This window comes from Streptomyces sp. NPDC048338, assembly GCF_043201055.1.
Taxonomy (GTDB): Bacteria; Actinomycetota; Actinomycetes; order Streptomycetales; family Streptomycetaceae; genus Streptomyces.
Genome location: NZ_JBICYQ010000005.1, coordinates 458197 through 474747, shown reverse-complemented (window position 1 = coordinate 474747; position 16551 = coordinate 458197). Strand labels below are relative to the sequence as shown.

Genomic DNA, 16551 nt, shown 5'->3' with positions numbered 1-16551 from the left:
CGGCGCCCGAGAGGCACCGGCCCCCCGCCTGGACCCCCTCCCCGGGCCGCCCTCCGAGTGTGAAAAGGCGGGTGAAGGCGACGGGTCAAGGGTGGGCGTAGCCCATCGCGCAGCGACGCGACGAAGGAGCGCCCTTGAAGCGGCGCCGCAACCCGCCACACTCGGAGAGAGGGCGGCCAACCACCAGAAGCCACCGGGGACCCAGCAGCCCAAGACCCCAGGACCCGCACCCCCCAAGCGCCCCCACCCCAACCCCCCCACCCCAAGCACCCCCTCCCCCTCCCCCACCCCCTCCCCCGTCGAGCCGTGAACGATCCAGTGCGATGATCGGATAACTTCCGATCGTGACCATTTCTGCACGAAAGCTGACGGCGCTCGGCCTGCTGGGTGCCGTTCTCGTCGGCTGCGGCGGCGCGGCCGACACGGCGGCCCCCGGCCGGCCGGCGAAACCGAGCGCCATCCGTTCCACCAGCCCCGCCGCCATCGCCTCCCCGCCGCCGAGCACCGTGACGAGCCCGAACCCGAGCCCGAGCGTCGGCGCGAGCTCCGCGGGCAGCCCGAGCGCCGCGCCCGGCCCGGCCACCGTGCGCGAGGCACCCCCCACCCTGGCCCCGGGCCCCGGCGGCGTCACGCCCGTCTTCACGCGGGGCGCCCACGGCGCGGAGAAGGTCGTCGCGCTCACCTTCGACGCCGACATGACGGCCGATCAGGGGCCGCGGGCGGCCGGCGGGGAGCGCTTCGACAACCCGCAGCTGATCGCCACCCTGCGGCGCCTGGGCGTCGAGGCGACCGTCTTCATGACCGGCCGCTGGGCGGAGGAGTACCCGGACCAGGCGCGGTCCCTCGGCAACGACCCCCGCTTCGAGATCGCGAACCACTCCTACAGCCACTACTCCTTCGCCTCCCCCTGCTACGGCCTGCCGACCGTGGCGCGAAACGACATGGCGGCCGACGTACGGCGCGCGTTCGCCGCATTCCGCAAGGCGGGCGCGCGCAACGTCGTGCCGTACTTCCGTTTCCCCGGTGGCTGCTACGACGACGACGCGCTGCGGGCGCTGGCGCCGACGAGGGTGACGGCGGTGCAGTGGGACGTGGTCAGCGGGGACGCCTTCGCCACGGACGGCGACGCCGTGGCGCAGCAGGTCCTCGACGGGGTGAAGCCCGGCTCGCTCGTGGTCATGCACTGCACCCGCAGCGCGGCGCCCGTCACGGAGCAGGCGATCCGGCGGATCGTCCCGGAGCTCCGGGCGAAGGGCTATCGCTTCGTGAAGGTCTCGGAGCTGATGAGCCGCCGGACGCCCGCCGGCTGACGCCCGCGCGGACGCGCCCCGCCGGCGGCGTCGCCGCGTCAGCCGGCCGGGGCGGCTTGGAGGGGGCAGCCGGCGTCCACCCGTTCGACGAGCTCGGCCCGCAGGGCGGTGAGCTCGTCCATGCGGGCGTCGATGATCCGGATCTTGTCCTCGAACAGTGCGGACAAGGCGTCCGCGCTGTTCGGGTCGTCGCGCAGGTCTCCGCCGATCCGCGCGATCTCCGCGAGCGAGAAACCGAGCGTCTGCGCCGTGCGGACGTACAGGAGCCAGGCCACCGCATCCGGCGGGAAGTCGCGGTAGCCGTTGGGCAGTCGCCGGCTCTCGACGAGGCCGAGCTTCTCGTAGAACCGGATGGCGTCCCTGGACACCCCCACCTGGGCGGCGAGTTCGCCGATACGCATGCACCCTCCGTCATGAGTCGGGCTTGACCTTGGAGCGTAGTCCCCTGTCTAGCGTGAGGCGTCGTCGTCCCGAGACAGAGGAGACCTCGTCGTGATCCGTCCGTTCCCGCCCGTCCACCCCGCCTATCTGCGCACCGTCCGTGCGAGCGCCTGGTACGACCTGGTCGTCACCGCCGGCTTCACCACACCGTGGACGTACGCGCTCGTGCACCGCGTGCTGTCCTCCGGGGGCGAGGCGGCGGGTCTGGGAGCCCTTCCCCCGCTCGAACCGATGCAGGTGCTGTTCGCGAACCTGATGGGTTCGGTCGTGATCGTCTGGGCCGCTCTGCGCCTGGTCCGGACCCTGCCCGTGCACGGGCTCCTCGACGGCGTCGCCCGGCTGCTCTTCGCGTCCTGGCAGGCGTACGCCGTGACGCACGGTGCCCCGGCCCTGCTGTGGCCCTTCTTCGCGGTCGAACTCACGCTGGGCGTCGTCCAGCTCGTGCCCTGGTGGCGGACCCGCCGCGCGGAGCGGGCCGCCGGGCCCGCCGCACCGGCCGCCGGCTGAACCCGTCCCCGCGTCCGGTCAGCCGGAGCAGGCGGTGCGCTGGGCTTCCTGCCACTCGCAGACCGGGCAGAGCGTGATGCCCTTCGTCGACTCGGGGTACTCGGTCGGCGCGCGGCACAGCAGGCACTCGGCGAAGGGGCCCTCGCCCGCGGGCTCGGGGCGGGGCGCGGGGCCGGGGTCGCAGTACGACGTGCGCTCGTCCCCGGTCTCAGGGGAGCCGGTGGCGTCGGTGGCGTCCATGGACACGAGCCTAGACGCTCCCTGGAACAACCTGTCCGGAAGGAGGCGTCGTCCGCCCGGACAGGTCCTGGTCACTCGCGCCGGGCCGTGGCCCGGCAGGCGAGTGCCGCGGCCGCGGCCGCCGTCGCCGCGGCGCAGGAGAACGCGAGCCAGGGGACGTGGACGGTCGCCGTCAGCGAGCCCGTGACCAGGCCGGTGACCGCGTACTTCGCGGGGGATCCGGTCGTCACCAGCGTCAGCAGCGAGCCCAGCACCAGGACCGCCAGCGACCAGCCAGGGGCGCGAACGAGGGGCCGGGTGCACAGGACGCCGAGGGCCGCCCCGGTGAGGACGCAGGCGCCGGCCGCCAGGAGCCCGGCGGTGCCGGCGGCGAGCGGACCGACCCGGCGCAGGTCGCTGACCGCGGTCACCCCGAGCACGGCCACCGCGCCCAGCACGGCCATGCATCCGACAGCGGCCAGGAACGCCGCCAGATGGGCCCGCTCCCGGCCGGCGGCGGCCGCCACCACGTGGCGCGCGGCGGCCGGTTCCTGGTTGAGGCAGATCCGTACGAGCCAGGCGGTCACCGGCACCAGTGCGGCGGAGGCGTAGCCGAGCGCGCCGAGCACGGGCTCTCCCGCCCGGACGCCCACACCGACGAAGACCGCGTACAGCAGCAGCGGCGCGAGCCAGCGCTGGGACCGCGCGAGCAGGGCCGTCTGATAGCGGAGCAGGGCGGTCATACCCGGGCGCCTTCGGTGTCGAGTGTGTGGACGTGCCAGGGCGGGCGGGCGTCGAGAAGGGCCCGCAGCAGTGCGTCGGAGTGGGCGGCGTCGACGGTGCAGACGGTGGTGCCGTCGGGGCCGGGGGTGTACGCGGGGGCACCCGGGACGCCTTCGGGGAGCGCGCGGCCGCCGGAGGCCACGATCCGTGCCCTGGTCGCCGCCCAGGGGGCCCGGCCGGGCCCGGCCGTCGCCTCGGCCGGCACGGGGCGCACCCGGCCCGACTCGACCGCGAAGGCCGTGTCCGCCTCCCCCGCGAGCCGCCGTGGGTCGTGGTCGACGAAGAGCACGGTGGCCCCGGCCGCGACGCGTTCGCGGACCGCACGGTCGAGCTCCTCCCGGGCGGCCGTGTCGAGCCCCGTCCACGCCTCGTCGAGGACGAGCAGTCCGGGATCGGCGAGGAGCGCCTGGGCGACGGCGACCTTCTGGCTGCTGCCCTTGGAGAGTTCGTCGAGCGGGGTACCGGCGAAGGCGGTCGCGCCGAACCGGTCCAGCCACTCCCCCGCACCGCGCTCCGCGTCCCGCCGGCCGAGGCCCTGCACGCGGCCGAGGTGGACGAGCCAGCCGGCCGCTGTGAAGGGCAGGGCGACCGGGAAGCGTTCGGGGACGTACGCGGTGCGGCGCGGGCGGCCGGTGATCCGTCCCTCCGTGGGGGCGTCGATGCCGGCGGCGAGGCGGAGCAGTGTCGACTTGCCGGTGCCGTTGGTGCCGGTGACGCGCACGAGGGCGCCGGACGGCAGGCCGAGGGAGACCTCGCGCAGCACCCATGGTCCGCGCAGGCCGTACCGGCGGCCGACCCCGTCCAGGTTCAGTTCGCCGACGCCTTCTGCGGGGTGAGCTCGCTGGGCCGGACGATCACGAAGCCCTGGCCCTCCAGCTTCAGTTGGACGGCTTCGCCGGAGCCGCCTCGGATCATCGAGCCGAAGGACTGCGAGCGGTGCAGCGTGGTGTGCAGCTGCTCGCTCCAGCCGACGACGGCGTCCGTGTCGACGAAGACGGGGGACTGCGGGCTGACCGGGATGACGATCGGGTTGCCCTCGCAGACCAGGGCGATCTTCCCGTGGCCGGAGAAGACGCTGTTGAAGAGGCCGCCGCCGGTCATGCCGGCACCCTTCACGGTCTTGATCTCGTAGGAGAGCGTGGCGTCGAAGCACAGGACGTTGCGGCCGTTGACGGTGAGCGCGTCGTTCTGCTCGATCTCGACGATGAAGCAGTTCTGCGCCTCGTGCGCGAACCATGCCTCCCCCTGGCCGCGGACGGCCATGAGCGCCAGGCCCTCGCCCGTGACGGCCCGCTTGAGCATGCCGCCGATGCCCTGGGCCTTGCGCTCGAACTGGAGGTCGCCGCGGAAGGCGATCATGGATCCTTGGCGGGCGTGCATCTCGCCGTTGACGGCGTACTTGACGGACTTGGCGTTCTGCAGGCTCATGCCCGGGAAAGCCGCTGTCTCGGCCAGGTGTTCGCTTGCGAAAAGATCACTCTTCATGTCGAACATCCTGTCCCGGAACGGTTCGTTCCCACAAACAGCCGCCTGTGACGGGGGTGGCAGACTTGCCGGGTGAGCAGCGATGAGACCACTTCCGAGCCCGTCCGCACCGACTCCCGTGACGAGAAGCCGCAGTTCGTCCTGCCCCTCGTCGTGCGGATCGAGCGGGCCGAGCCGCCGTCCCGCACCGACGCCCTGGAGACGTCGGCCCGTGCGGTCCTGGAGATCCTCTCCGACGAGCGCGCGCACGGTGACGGCCCGTGGGCACAGGTCATGACGGACTGGCAGGACGCCCGGATCCGCAAGGTGGTGCGCCGGGCCCGGGGCGCGGAGTGGCGCCGGGCCGGCGAGCTGCCCGGGATCACGGTCACCGGCCGCTCGGCCGAGGTACGGGTCTTCCCGCCGGTCCCCCTGGACGGCTGGCCCAAGGAGCTGGCCAAGCTCCAGGTGTCGGGGACGGATCTGGACGACCCGGCCGAGCCCGGGGACGTGCCGGCGGGGGCGGCGCTCCTGTGGCTGAACCCGGAGCTGGACATGTCGGCGGGCAAGACGATGGCGCAGACCGGGCACGGCGCGCAGTTGCTGTGGTGGGAGATGCCGGACGCGGACCGCGCGGCGTGGCGGGCGGCGGGCTTCCCGCTGGCGGTGCGGACTGCTCCGAAGGAGCGCTGGGCCGCGCTGACGACGAGCGGGCTGCCGGTGGTGCGGGATGCCGGGTTCACGGAGATCGCGCCCGGTTCGTGCACCGTGGTCTCGGAATTCCCCGCGACCGGTTCCCGCGCCGGCTGAACGCGAGCGCCGTCCCGTCCGTATCCCCCGATACCGCCGAGCGGCTTGAACCGCTGCCCGGTTGGCGGTTCAGTCTGCGGTGACACCACCGCACACCTGCTCGGGAGACACTTTGTCGCTACGCGTCAACGGGACGGCACTCATCATCGCGGCACTGGTCGCGACGGTCGGCGCGCTCGCCTTCCCCGTCTGGTCCTACGCCGACCGCTCCGGTACCGGCCAGGACAATCTCAACGCGTCGAGTGTGGCCACCCAGTGGGGCCCGCTCTCGGCCACCGACCGCGACTTCCTGGTCAAGGTACGCCTGGCCGGCCTCTGGGAACTGCCGGCCGGCCAGCAGGCCATCGAACGCGCCCCCACCCAGGCCATCCGGGACGCCGGCGACCACCTCGTCGTCGGCCACACCGACCTGGACCGGCGGGCGCGCGACGTGGCGGCGAAGCTGGGCGTCGAGCTGCCCAACCAGCCGACCGAGCAGCAGCAGGGCTGGCTGCGCCAGATGACGGCGGCCAACGGGCAGGAGTACGAGCGCCTGTTCGCGAACCTGCTGCGCAACGCGCACGGCAAGGTGTTCGCGCTGGTCGCCGAGGTCCGGCACACCACCCGCAACACCCTGATACGGCAGCTGGCGAGCGACGCGAACCAGACGGTGCTGGACCACATCACCATGCTGGAGGCGACCGGACTGGTGGACTTCGACTCGCTGGCGAACGAGGCGGCCGGCAAGAAGACGGCCCCGCCCACCGGTCCGCCGGTGGTGCCGTCGCCCGCCCAGCCCACGCCGGCGGTGCCGACGGGGGACCAGTCGTTCACCTCGACGCCGGTGCCGGACGGGGGCATCGTCACCCCGCAGTCGTAGGTCCGGCCGGTCCCGTCCGCTCCCCTTCCGGCGGAACCTCAAATCAACCTCTGAACGTCCCTCCGACTGGATTCGAACCGGTTCGGCGGGGCCATCACGTGAGGGACTGAAGGAGGGGGACATGACGGAACTCGGCATCGGCATCGGGTGGCGTCCGGAGATCGCGGAGGCGGTGGAGGCGCTGCCCGGCGTCGACTGGGTGGAGGTCGTCGCGGAGAACCTCTGCGCGGGCCACCTGCCCGACTCCCTGACCCGGCTGCGGGCGCGCGGGGTCACGGTGGTCCCGCACGGGGTGTCGCTGGGGCTCGGCGGGGCGGACCGGCCGGACGCGGGACGGCTCGCGGACCTGGCGGCGAAGGCGACGGCGCTGGGGGCGCCGCTCGTGACGGAGCACATCGCGTTCGTCCGGGCCGGGGGCGCGCTCACCGCGACGCCGGCGCTGGAGGCGGGCCACCTGCTGCCGGTCCCGCGGACCTGGGACGCGCTGGAGGTGCTCTGCGAGAACGTCCGGATCGCCCAGGACGCGCTGCCGGTGCCGCTGGCGCTGGAGAACATCGCGGCGCTGGTCCGCTGGCCGGGCGAGGAGCTCACGGAGGGGCAGTTCCTGGCGGAGCTGGTGGAGCGCACGGGGGTGCGGCTCCTCATCGACGTGGCCAACCTCCACACCAACCACGTGAACCGCGGCGAGGACCCGGCGAAGGCACTGGCGGACCTGCCGGTGGAGGCCCTGGCCTACGTGCACGTGGCGGGCGGTCTGGAGCGCGACGGCGTCTGGCACGACACGCACGCCCATCCCGTACCGCCCGAGGTGCTCGCCGTCCTGTCGGACCTCGCGTCCCGGGTCTCCCCGCCGGGCGTGCTGCTGGAGCGGGACGACCACTTCCCGCCCGCGGAGGAACTGGCCTCGGAGCTGGCGACGATCCGCCGGACGCTGCGGGCGGCGACGGCCGGGGCGGCTTCCGCTCCCGCCACGGCGGAGGTCGCGGCGGACGCCGTGGCGCGGTCGGCGGCGCATGGCCTGCCCGCGCCGGGATCCGGGCTCGCGGTCGTGGACGACGTCGCCGAGCGGCCCTTGCTGATCGGGGCGGGCGCGCGGGCGTCGGGCGGGTTCATGCCCGCGCCGCACCCGGGTCCGGCCGGGACCGACGGCGGGGCCGGGGCACCGGAAGGGCCGGCACCCGGCAGGAGCGGCACCGTATCCTCCGGCACCGTCCCGGGAGGTGCCCGGGAGCGGCTCGCCCTCGCGCAGGCCGCGCTGCTGTCCGCGCTCGTCGCCGGCACCCCCGTGCCCGAGGGCTTCGACGCACGGCGTCTGGGAGTACAGAGCCGGGCGCTGGTCGCCAAGCGGGCCGGGGTCGTCGCGAAGGTGGCCCCGGAACTGCCGGAGATCCTCGGTGCGGGCTTCCGGGCGGCGTTCTCCTCGTACGCCCTGACCCGGCCGATGACCGGTGGCTACCGGCGCGACGCCCTCGACTTCGTGGAGCACCTCCTCGTCGCCGGCCGGCCCGAGGACCCCGAGGCGCGGCGGCGTCTCACCCACTGGTGGCAGGACCGGGCCGGTGCCCGGCCGCCTGGCCGGGCGACCCGCCTGGCCCGGGCCGCCCGCGCCGCGTTCGCGGGGAGGTGGGCGGCATGAACACGCTCGCACTGCTGGTCACCGCGGCCGGCGCCGTCTGCGTCGTCCTGCTGATCGTCAAGCTCTCCCGCACCCGCCACGGTCCCGGCGGCCCGCTGCACGACCGGTACGAGGCCGCGTTCCTGAACGGCGGTACCGCGCGGGTCACCGACGCCGCCCTCGCCGCGCTCCAGGCCGACGGCCGGATCGCGGTCGGCGGGCCGGGCATCGTGTCCGTCCTGCGCGCCACCGCGCACGACCCCGTCGAGCGTGCCGTCCTCCAGGAGCACGCGGCGGCCCCGCACGGTGCCCTGCACCATCTGCGTCTGACGGTGATGCGTCACCCGGCCGTGCAGGAGATCGGCGACGCGCTGGCGGACCGCGGGCTGCTCGTCCTCCCCGCCGCGCGGCGCTCGGCGATCCGCTGGAGCGTCGCGCTCGGGGTGGTGTGCGTGGCGATGTTCCCCGTCTCGATCGTCCTGACGGTCGTGGACCTCGGGTCCTCGAACGGCTTCCCGGTCCCCTTCGTCTTCAAGGTGGCGCCCGCCCTGCTGGGCACCGGGATCGCTGCGGTGGTCTGTGCCTCGCTCGCCGCCTCCCGGGTCACCCCGGCCGGCCGGCGGGCCGTCGCCGCGTACGCGCGGGACCACGGGCATCTCGCCGAGGCGGGGCACCTGGTCGCCCTGCACGGGCTGCGCGCCCTGCCGGACCCGGTGCTGCGGGAGCAGCTGCTCGCGGCGGCCCGGGTGCCCGGGCCCGGCCCCCGGCGGCGCTCCGGCGGCGGCCGGCGCCCGGGGCACCGCGGGACGTACACCGGGACGAGCACCGACACCGCCGGCCTGATCGCCGTCTGGTGCGCGAGTGATGCGGGCGGGGGAAGCGGCGGCTGCGGTGGTGGGGGCGGTGGCGGTGGGGGCGGTTGTTCCGCCGGATCGTGCTCCAGTGGCTCCTGCTCCGGCGGCTCCGGCGGGGGGTCGAGCTGTTCGAGTTCCAGCGGGAGTTCCTGCTCCAGCGGCAGTTCCTGTTCCAGCAGCAGCGGTTCGAGCTGCGGAAGCTCCAGCTGAGGTGTCGATCAGGCCGGATCGGCGAGCGTCGCCCTGCGACTCCGCCTCCGGCCTGATCGGCGAGAAACCCCCTGGCGCACGGCGCTCCCCACCGGTTAGAACTCCCGCATGATCTGGGTCCCTCTCCTGCTGGTGGCGTGCGTCGTGGCGGCGGTCAGCTGTGCGCGGCTGTGCCGCGCGGCCGTCATCGAAGCGGCCCTTCCCGACACGGTCGCGGACGGGCGCCGTGAGCTCACGCTGCCCGAGGCCGCGTACCTCGCCGGCGGCCCGCTCCGCGTGACCGACCTGACCCTGGTCCTGATGCACCGCCACCGCCGCCTGCTGCTCGCGCACACCGGCTGGGCCACGGTCGTCGATCCGGACGGACAGGACGAGCTGGAACGTTCCGTCATCGGGGCGATCGGCCCCGGGGGGCAGTCGCCCACGGCGGCGATACGGCCGGTGATCGCCGCCGCGGACGCCGTACGGGAACTGGCCGACCGGCTCGTCGCCGCCGGACTCGCCGTGCCCGAGGCGGGCCGGCGCAGCGTCAGCGGCGGGGTCCGGTCGGTCCGGTTCGCCCTGGCCCTGACCGTCGCCCTGGGCGCGGGTGCGGCGGCCCTGGTGCCCGGCCACGAACGGATGCCGGTGTACGCCTGGTTCGCGCTGCCGCTGGTGCTCACCTCCGGCTGCCTCCTGATCGCCCGCGCGGAGGTCCATCCGTACAACCGCTGGGCCTCTCCCACCGGCCTGGCGCTGCTCGCCGCCCTCGCCCCGGACGGTCCGCTCGCTCCCGACGACCCGCTCACCGCGCTGGCGACCCGCGGACCCGCCACCCTGGATCCGCAGCTGCGGGCGGCACTTCGGGGACATTGACCACGACACCGCCCGTCGGTCCTTTACTTGGGGCGCGCCGCCCGCTTTCGTCCCATGGGGACGAAGGGAAGTGGCGATGAGAGCCCTCGCACTGTTCGGAGCAGCCGGGTCGCTGGTGCTGTCGTCCCTGACCGCCGCGCCGGTGGCCGGAGCCCTGGAGGCCCCGCCCGCCGAGGCCGTCGGCACCCTCCTCGCCGCCCGGCGCGCGGCCGCCCACCCGCCGCGCTTCGGCACCTGCCCGGCGGCGGAGCGGCTGCCCCCGACCGTCTCGTGCGCCACGGTCACGGTCCCGCTCGACTACGCGGACCCCGACGGGCCCCGCATCGGACTCACCGTCAGCCGGGTCCGGGCGTCCGGTCCGGCGTCCTCGCGTCAGGGCGCCCTGGTCTACAACCCGGGTGGGCCCGGGGCCTCCTCGACCTCCTTCCCGCTGGCCGCCGGGCTCCCGGCCTGGAAGCGGATCGCCGCCGTGTACGACCTGGTCGGCTACGCCCCGCGCGGGGTGGGCAGCTCCGCCCCGGTGTCCTGCCAGGACTCGGCCGACCGGGTGACGGGCCCCACCCCGGCCCCCACCGAGCCGTCGGAGGTCTTCAAGCGGGAGCGGGTCGCCCGCGCGAAGACGTACGCACTGGGCTGCGCCCGCCGCACGGGCGCGTCACTGCGGCACTACCACTCGCTCAACAACGCCCGCGACCTGGAGGTGCTGCGGGCGGCTCTCGGCGAGCCGAGGCTGACGTACATGGGCGCCTCGTACGGCACGTACTTCGGCGCGCTGTACGCGACGTTGTTCCCGCACCGGGTGCGCCGGATGGTCTTCGACGCACCCGTCCATCCCGCGCCGCGGCAGATCTGGTACGCCAACAACCTCGACCAGTCACTCGCGTTCGAGCGGCGCTGGGCGGACTTCCGCACCTGGATCGCCCGGCACGACCGGGTCTACGGGCTGGGCACCACGGCGGACGGGGTGGGCCGGAGCTACGAGCGGGCCCGCGCCGAGCTCGCGGCCCGTCCGGCGGGCGGGCGGGTGGGGCCGGGCCAGTTGCACGCGGTGATGCTCCAGGCCGGCTACGACGACGTGTTCTGGCCCTCGCGCGCCGCCGCGCTCGCCCGGTTCCTGAAGGGCGATCCCGAGCCGCTGATCGCGCTGGCGGCCCCTGCCGGTACCCCGTCGGGGACGGGGGGATCAGCCGGGTCGGCGCCGGGCACGGCGCTCACCGGCGCTGCGCCGTCCTCGGACCCCGGCAACGCGACGGCCGTCTACACCGCAGTGGAGTGCAACGACGCTCCCTGGCCGGAGGACTTCGCCGTCTGGGACCGGGACAACACCCGGCTCGCGCGGCGCGCCCCGTTCGAGACCTGGGACAACGTCTGGGCGAACCTGCCGTGCGCGTACTGGACGGCACCGCGGCAGCGGCCGCTGGACGTCCGCACCGCTCCGGGTGAGCTGCCGCCGGTGCTGATCCTCGCCGCCGAGCGGGACGCGGCCACGCCGTACGCGGGGGCGCTGGAGCTGCAGCGCAGGCTGTCGGGTTCCGCCCTGGTGACCGAGCGGGACGCCGGGACGCACGGCATCGGGGGCGGCGGGAACGCCTGTGTGAACGGCCATCTGGAGACGTATCTCCTCACGGGGGCCGTGCCCGGAAAGACGCCGGTGCGGCGCGCGTCGTGCGCGCCGCACCCGGAGCCGGACCCGGTGTCGCTGGAACAGCGGCGGGAGTCGGGGACCCCCTCCGCCGTCTGATCTTCCGGGTCGAGGGGCGACGAGCCCGGCTGGGCGCCGGGTCGTCACCAGGTCGAGAGGCCGGTCAGGCCAGGCCCGCCACCAGCTCGGCGACGCTCTTGCGGCGGCCGGTGTAGAACGGGACCTCCTCGCGCACGTGCAGTCGCGCCTCGGACGCGCGCAGGTGACGCATGAGGTCGACGATGCGGTACAGCTCGTCGGCCTCGAAGGCGAGGATCCACTCGTAGTCGCCGAGCGAGAACGAGGCGACCGTGTTGGCACGGACGTCGGGGAACCCGCGGGCCATCTTGCCGTGGTCCGCGAGCATCCGGCGGCGGTCCTCGTCCGGCAGCAGGTACCAGTCGTAGGAGCGCACGAAGGGGTAGACGCTCACGTAGTCGCGGGGCGTCTCGTCGGCCAGGAAGGCCGGGATGTGCGACTTGTTGAACTCGGCGGGGCGGTGCAGGGCCATGTTCGACCAGACCGGCTCCAGAGCGCGGCCGAGCCGGGTACGGCGGAAGAGGTTGTACGCCTCCTGGAGCTCGTCGCTCGTCTCGGCGTGCCACCAGATCATGACGTCGGCGTCGGCGCGCAGACCGGAGAGGTCGTAGGTGCCACGGATCGTGATGTCCTTGGCGGCGAGCTGGTCGAACAGCTCCTGGACCTCGTCGGCGAAGCCGGCGCGGTCCTCGGGCAGAACGTCGCGCAGTTTGAACACAGACCACAGGGTGTAGCGGATGACCTCGTTGAGGTCCTTCGCCTTCTTACCGGCGTTCGGGATCTTTTCGGGCGCACTCATACGCCTATTCTCGCCCGTCACGGACAGTGCCCTGCACCAGGGTCGGTGGTTTTCGACGTGGCGATGATCTCGTCCGCCGCGCGGTGGCCGGAGGCGATGCAGGCGGGGATGCCGACGCCGTCGTACGCGGCCCCGGCAAGGCGCAGTCCGGGCAGCCCGGCGACGGCCGCGCGGATGCGGGCGACCCGGGCGAGATGGCCGACGGGGTACTGGGGCAGGCCGCCGTGCCACCGGGTGACGGTGGTGGCGACGGGGCGGGCGGCGAGGCCGGTCGCCACACCGAGGTCCTTGAGGGAGTCCTCGACGAGGTCGGCGTCGTCGCGGTCGACCTGGCCCTCCTCGCCGTGGCGCCCGACGGAGGTGCGCAGGACGAACAGGTCGGGGGCGGCGTCGGTGACCCACTGCCACTTCTGGCTGGAGAAGGTGGACGCCTTGATGGTGCGGCCGTCGACCGGCGGCACGAGGAAGCCGGAGCCGGGCAGCGCCCCGAGGTCGGAGCGGCGGAAGGCGAGGGTGACCAGGGCCATCGAGGCGTACTCGACCGCGGCGAGCTCGGCCGCCGCGGCGGGTTCCTCACCGGCCAGGAGCGTGGCGGCGACGGGGGCGGGCGCGGCGAGGACGACGGCGTCGGCGAGGTGGGTGCGGCCCCCGGCCTCGACCTGCCACCGCGCGCCGGACCCGGCGGTCGTGCCGTCCGGTGCCGGGAGGCGGCGCAGCACCGTCACCGGGGCGTGGGTGAGGATCTCGCCCCCCGCGGCGCGGACCGCGTCCGCCACCGCGTCCGGCAGGGTGCCGATGCCGCCGGCGATGCCCGCGAAGGCGGAGCCGCCGAGGCCGGTGGCCGCTCCGGCCGCGTCGGCCGGTACCGCGGCGCCGGCCCGCTGGACGGCGCGGACGGCGTCGGTGAGCGTCGGGTGGCTGCGGGCGGCCTCGAAGAGCGCGGGCACGGCGGCGCGCAGGGAGATCCGGTAGGCGTCGCCGGCGTACACCCCGCCGAGCAGCGGCTCGACGAGCCGGTCGACGACCTCGTGGCCCATCCGTTCGGAGACGTACGCGCCGATGGCGATGTCGTCGCCGATCTCCGTCGGGGGCAGCTCGCGGTCGCGCTCGACGCGGTCCACGCCGTCGGCGGAGAGCAGTCCGGCCAGGGCCCGGCCGTCGCCCGGCACGCCCATGACGTGGCCCTTGGGCATGGGGATCAGTTCGCCGCGTGACCAGACGGACGCGGTGGTGGTGGCGGGCGGGCACAGGCGGTCGCCGAGTCCGACGGCGCGGGCGAGCGCGACCGCCTCGGGGCGGCGGGCGAGCAGCGACTCGGCGCCGAGGTCGACGCGGGCGCCGGCGATCTCCCCGGCGAGCAGCTTGCCGCCGATCCGGCCGCCGGCTTCGAGGAGGGTGACGCGCGCACCGGCCGAGACCAGTCGGTGGGCTGCCGCGAGTCCGGCGATCCCGCCTCCGACGACGACGACGTGCCCGGGTGACCTGCCCGTGATGTCCGCGTTCATGGCTCCACTCTCTCAGACGGGTTCCGCTGTCCGTTCCGAGGCCGGACCGTGATCGCATCGCTACCGCGGGAGGGCAACCTCTTGCCCTCCCCCATACGTCGAACCGGCAGACATTCACCACCCACCCCCGGGGGATCCCATGCGTGGAACGAGAACGTCCGCGGCACTGCTGACGCTCGCGCTCGCCCTGACCGGCTGCGGCGCGTCCGCCGACGGCGGCGATCGGAGTCTGGGCGACACCAAGGCGGCCGCCCCGGCCGAGCAGGGAGCCGACGGCTACGGCGGCTCGGCGGCCGACGCGGCGAAGGAAGCGGACACGAAGGCTCCGGAGGCGGGGAAGCGGGCCCCCGTGCCGAGCCCGCAGCACGTCATCCGGACCGCCTCGCTGTCCGTCGAGGTCCGCGACGCGGCCCGGGCCCTCGCCACCGCGCGCCGGGTCGCCGACGCCGCGGGCGGGCACGTCTCGAACGAGACGACGGAGCGCGTCGACGACTCGCACGTGACGTCCCACGTCGTGCTGCGGGTGCCGCAGGAGCGGTTCGAGTCGGTGCTCGCGGAGCTGGCCGGCACCGGCCGGCTGCTGTCCCGCAAGGCGGACGCCAAGGACGTCACCGATCAGGTGGTGGACGTGGAGAGCCGGATCGCCACGCAGCGGGCGAGCGTGCAGCGGGTGCGGGCGCTGATGGAGAAGGCGACGAAGCTGTCCGACGTCGTCACCCTGGAAGGGGAGCTGAGCCGCCGTCAGGCGGATCTGGAGTCGCTGCTGGCCCAGCAGGCCTCGCTGAAGGACCGGACGACGCTGGCGACGATCACCCTGGATCTCGTCGAACCGGAGAACGCGCCGGCGGCGCGGGACGAGGGCCGTCCCGGCTTCCTCGACGCGCTCGGCGGCGGCTGGAACGCGCTGGTGACGGCGCTGGCCTGGGCCGGGATCGTGCTGGCGGCGGTGGCGCCGTGGCTGGCCGTGGCCGCGGCGCTGTACGCGGTGTGGCGCCTGCTCCTGCGTCCGCGCCTGTCGCGTCGTACGCGCACGACGGCGTCCGCTCCCCCGGCCGGCGGCGCGGCCGGTGCTCCGCTGCCCGTCCAGGGGCGCAACGCCGCCGGGGCGCCGCTGCGCACGGCGGACCCGGAGGCGCCCGCCGCGCCCAGGGAGGACTGAACGACCGCCCCGACGTAGCGTGTTCGTATGAGCGAACGACTGGTGGTCATCGGGGGCGACGCGGCGGGCATGTCCGCCGCGTCGCAGGCGCGCAGGCTCAGGACTCCCGAGGAGTTGGAGATCGTCGCCTTCGAGCGCGGTCACTTCACCTCGTACTCGGCGTGCGGGATCCCGTACTGGGTCGGGGGCGACGTCGGGAGCCGCGACGAACTGATCGCGCGGAGTCCCGAGGAGCACCGGGCGCGGGGCATCGACCTGCGGACGCGCACCGAGGTGACCGAGATCGACGTTCCCGGGCAGCGGGTGCGCGCCCGGGACGTGGAGTCGGGCGCGGAGACGTGGACGGGCTTCGACAAGCTGGTGGTCGCGACCGGGGCCCGGCCGCTGCGGCCGCCGCTGCCGGGGATCGACGCCACCGGGGTGCACGGGGTGCAGACCCTCGACGACGGCCAGGCGCTGCTGGACTCCCTCGACCGGTCGGAGGGCCGGCGGGCGGTGGTCGTGGGCGCCGGCTACATCGGTGTGGAGATGGCGGAGGCGCTGCTCAACCGGGGTTACGCGGTGACGGTCCTGAACCGGGGCGAGCAGCCGATGGCGACGCTGGACCCGGACATGGGCCGGCTGGTGCACCGGGCGATGGACGGGCTGGGCATCACCACGGTCGGTTCCTCGGCCGTCACCAAGATCCTCACGGGCGGGGACGGAGCGGTCCGGGCGGTGGCGACGGACGACGCCGAGTATCCGGCGGACGTGGTGGTGCTGGGCATGGGCGTGGAGCCGGAGACCTCGCTCGCGCGGCGGGCCGGGCTGCCGGTCGGCGTGCACGGCGGGCTGCTGACGGATCTGGCCATGCGGGTGCGGGGGCACGGGAACATCTGGGCGGGCGGCGACTGCGTGGAGGTCCTGGACCTGGTCTCGGGCCGCGAGCGCCACATCGCGCTGGGCACGCACGCCAACAAGCACGGCCAGGTCATCGGCTCCAACGTCGGCGGCGGCTACGCCACGTTCCCGGGCGTCGTCGGGACGGCGGTGTCGAAGGTGTGCGACCTGGAGATCGCGCGGACGGGTCTGCGCGAGAAGGAGGCCCGCGAGGTGGGCCTGGAGTACGTGACGGTGACGGTGGAGTCGACCAGCCGGGCGGGCTACTACCCCGGGGCGGCCCCGATGACGGTGAAGATGCTGGCGGAGCGGCGCACGGGCCGGCTGCTCGGGGTCCAGATCGTGGGCCGGGAGGGCGCGGCGAAGCGGGTGGACGTCGCGGCGGTCGCGCTGACGGCCGGGATGACGGTGGAGCGGATGACGGCGCTGGACCTGGGCTACGCCCCGCCGTTCTCGCCGGTGTGGGACCCGGTCCTGATCGCGGCGCGCAAGGCGGTGGCGGCCGTCCGCGCGGCGGGCTGACTCCGGGCTGCGGGCCGGAGACGCGCCGCGCCCCCGCCCG

General features: G+C 74.7%; 17 protein-coding genes. 10 read left to right on the top strand and 7 right to left on the bottom strand.

The window, feature by feature from the left end; genetic code table 11:
- Positions 1-344 precede the first annotated feature (344 nt).
- Positions 345-1310 (top strand): polysaccharide deacetylase family protein, encoded by a 966-nt coding sequence (locus ACGFZF_RS15455; RefSeq protein ID WP_393554221.1) that lies wholly within the window; start codon positions 345-347, stop codon positions 1308-1310.
- A gap of 38 nt (positions 1311-1348) precedes the next feature.
- Here ACGFZF_RS15455 and ACGFZF_RS15450 read toward each other — a convergent pair whose 3' ends face one another.
- The gene (locus ACGFZF_RS15450) at positions 1349-1711 is read right to left on the bottom strand and encodes a MerR family transcriptional regulator (protein ID WP_393554219.1); all 363 of its coding nucleotides are present in this window, start codon (positions 1709-1711) and stop codon (positions 1349-1351) included.
- 91 nt (positions 1712-1802) lie between these two features.
- Here ACGFZF_RS15450 and ACGFZF_RS15445 point away from each other — a divergent pair, with 91 nt between their 5' ends.
- Complete coding sequence (locus ACGFZF_RS15445; protein WP_393554217.1) at positions 1803-2258, top strand: hypothetical protein; 456 nt, start codon at positions 1803-1805, stop codon at positions 2256-2258.
- 18 nt (positions 2259-2276) lie between these two features.
- On the opposite strand, the gene ACGFZF_RS15440 is transcribed toward ACGFZF_RS15445, so the two are convergent.
- From ACGFZF_RS15440 to ACGFZF_RS15425, 4 genes are all read right to left on the bottom strand, one after another.
- Positions 2277-2498, bottom strand: a complete 222-nt coding sequence (locus ACGFZF_RS15440; RefSeq protein ID WP_393554215.1) for a hypothetical protein — start codon at positions 2496-2498, stop codon at positions 2277-2279.
- 71 nt (positions 2499-2569) lie between these two features.
- On the bottom strand, positions 2570-3220 hold the full coding sequence (locus tag ACGFZF_RS15435; protein ID WP_393554213.1) for an ABC transporter: 651 nt from the start codon (positions 3218-3220) through the stop codon (positions 2570-2572).
- Positions 3217-4071, bottom strand: a complete 855-nt coding sequence (locus ACGFZF_RS15430) for an ATP-binding cassette domain-containing protein (protein ID WP_393554245.1) — start codon at positions 4069-4071, stop codon at positions 3217-3219. The genes ACGFZF_RS15435 and ACGFZF_RS15430 overlap by 4 nt, the downstream gene beginning before the upstream one ends.
- The gene (locus tag ACGFZF_RS15425) at positions 4068-4745 is read right to left on the bottom strand and encodes an AIM24 family protein (RefSeq protein ID WP_393554211.1); all 678 of its coding nucleotides are present in this window, start codon (positions 4743-4745) and stop codon (positions 4068-4070) included. The genes ACGFZF_RS15430 and ACGFZF_RS15425 overlap by 4 nt, the downstream gene beginning before the upstream one ends.
- Positions 4746-4817: 72 nt before the next feature.
- On the opposite strand from ACGFZF_RS15425, the gene ACGFZF_RS15420 reads away from it, so the two are divergent.
- The 6 genes from ACGFZF_RS15420 (at position 4818) to ACGFZF_RS15395 (ending at position 11668) form a co-directional block, all read left to right on the top strand.
- Entirely contained in the window at positions 4818-5534 is a 717-nt protein-coding gene (locus ACGFZF_RS15420; RefSeq protein ID WP_393554209.1) for a peptidyl-tRNA hydrolase, read from the top strand.
- Between the two features lie 112 nt (positions 5535-5646).
- Positions 5647-6393 carry a DUF4142 domain-containing protein gene (locus tag ACGFZF_RS15415; RefSeq protein ID WP_393554208.1) on the top strand — a complete coding sequence of 249 codons (747 nt, stop codon included), beginning with the start codon at positions 5647-5649 and terminating at the stop codon, positions 6391-6393.
- Positions 6394-6514: 121 nt separating this feature from the next.
- Complete coding sequence (locus tag ACGFZF_RS15410; RefSeq protein ID WP_393554206.1) at positions 6515-8029, top strand: DUF692 domain-containing protein; 1515 nt, start codon at positions 6515-6517, stop codon at positions 8027-8029.
- Complete coding sequence (locus tag ACGFZF_RS15405; RefSeq protein WP_393554204.1) at positions 8026-9072, top strand: TIGR04222 domain-containing membrane protein; 1047 nt, start codon at positions 8026-8028, stop codon at positions 9070-9072. The genes ACGFZF_RS15410 and ACGFZF_RS15405 overlap by 4 nt, the downstream gene beginning before the upstream one ends.
- Positions 9073-9180: 108 nt before the next feature.
- A complete protein-coding gene (locus ACGFZF_RS15400) occupies positions 9181-9927 on the top strand; it encodes a TIGR04222 domain-containing membrane protein (protein ID WP_393554202.1) in 747 nt (248 codons plus the stop codon).
- Between the two features lie 76 nt (positions 9928-10003).
- Positions 10004-11668 carry an alpha/beta hydrolase gene (locus ACGFZF_RS15395; protein WP_393554200.1) on the top strand — a complete coding sequence of 555 codons (1665 nt, stop codon included), beginning with the start codon at positions 10004-10006 and terminating at the stop codon, positions 11666-11668.
- Between the two features lie 64 nt (positions 11669-11732).
- Here the strand turns inward: ACGFZF_RS15395 and hemQ are convergent, their stop codons facing one another.
- Together hemQ and hemG are read right to left on the bottom strand one after the other, a co-directional pair.
- Entirely contained in the window at positions 11733-12446 is a 714-nt protein-coding gene (gene hemQ, locus ACGFZF_RS15390; RefSeq protein ID WP_147980603.1) for a hydrogen peroxide-dependent heme synthase, read from the bottom strand.
- A gap of 17 nt (positions 12447-12463) precedes the next feature.
- Positions 12464-13951: a protoporphyrinogen oxidase gene (gene hemG, locus ACGFZF_RS15385; RefSeq protein ID WP_393554198.1), complete on the bottom strand. Its 1488-nt coding sequence runs from the start codon at positions 13949-13951 to the stop codon at positions 12464-12466.
- Between the two features lie 139 nt (positions 13952-14090).
- Between hemG and ACGFZF_RS15380 the strand changes: the two genes are divergently transcribed.
- Complete coding sequence (locus tag ACGFZF_RS15380; protein ID WP_393554196.1) at positions 14091-15110, top strand: DUF4349 domain-containing protein; 1020 nt, start codon at positions 14091-14093, stop codon at positions 15108-15110.
- 27 nt (positions 15111-15137) lie between these two features.
- Positions 15138-16511: an FAD-dependent oxidoreductase gene (locus ACGFZF_RS15375; protein WP_393554194.1), complete on the top strand. Its 1374-nt coding sequence runs from the start codon at positions 15138-15140 to the stop codon at positions 16509-16511.
- The last annotated feature ends 40 nt before the right edge of the window (positions 16512-16551 follow it).

Coding starts and splice junctions, on each gene's coding strand:
- ACGFZF_RS15450 (WP_393554219.1), bottom strand. CDS start 1,711: ATGCGTATCGGCGAACTCGCCGCCCAGGTGGGGGTGTCCAGGGACGCC.
- ACGFZF_RS15440 (WP_393554215.1), bottom strand. CDS start 2,498: ATGGACGCCACCGACGCCACCGGCTCCCCTGAGACCGGGGACGAGCGC.
- ACGFZF_RS15435 (WP_393554213.1), bottom strand. CDS start 3,220: ATGACCGCCCTGCTCCGCTATCAGACGGCCCTGCTCGCGCGGTCCCAG.
- ACGFZF_RS15425 (WP_393554211.1), bottom strand. CDS start 4,745: ATGAAGAGTGATCTTTTCGCAAGCGAACACCTGGCCGAGACAGCGGCT.
- ACGFZF_RS15410 (WP_393554206.1), top strand. CDS start 6,515: ATGACGGAACTCGGCATCGGCATCGGGTGGCGTCCGGAGATCGCGGAG.
- ACGFZF_RS15405 (WP_393554204.1), top strand. CDS start 8,026: ATGAACACGCTCGCACTGCTGGTCACCGCGGCCGGCGCCGTCTGCGTC.
- ACGFZF_RS15400 (WP_393554202.1), top strand. CDS start 9,181: ATGATCTGGGTCCCTCTCCTGCTGGTGGCGTGCGTCGTGGCGGCGGTC.
- ACGFZF_RS15395 (WP_393554200.1), top strand. CDS start 10,004: ATGAGAGCCCTCGCACTGTTCGGAGCAGCCGGGTCGCTGGTGCTGTCG.
- hemQ (WP_147980603.1), bottom strand. CDS start 12,446: ATGAGTGCGCCCGAAAAGATCCCGAACGCCGGTAAGAAGGCGAAGGAC.
- hemG (WP_393554198.1), bottom strand. CDS start 13,951: ATGAACGCGGACATCACGGGCAGGTCACCCGGGCACGTCGTCGTCGTC.
- ACGFZF_RS15380 (WP_393554196.1), top strand. CDS start 14,091: ATGCGTGGAACGAGAACGTCCGCGGCACTGCTGACGCTCGCGCTCGCC.
- ACGFZF_RS15375 (WP_393554194.1), top strand. CDS start 15,138: ATGAGCGAACGACTGGTGGTCATCGGGGGCGACGCGGCGGGCATGTCC.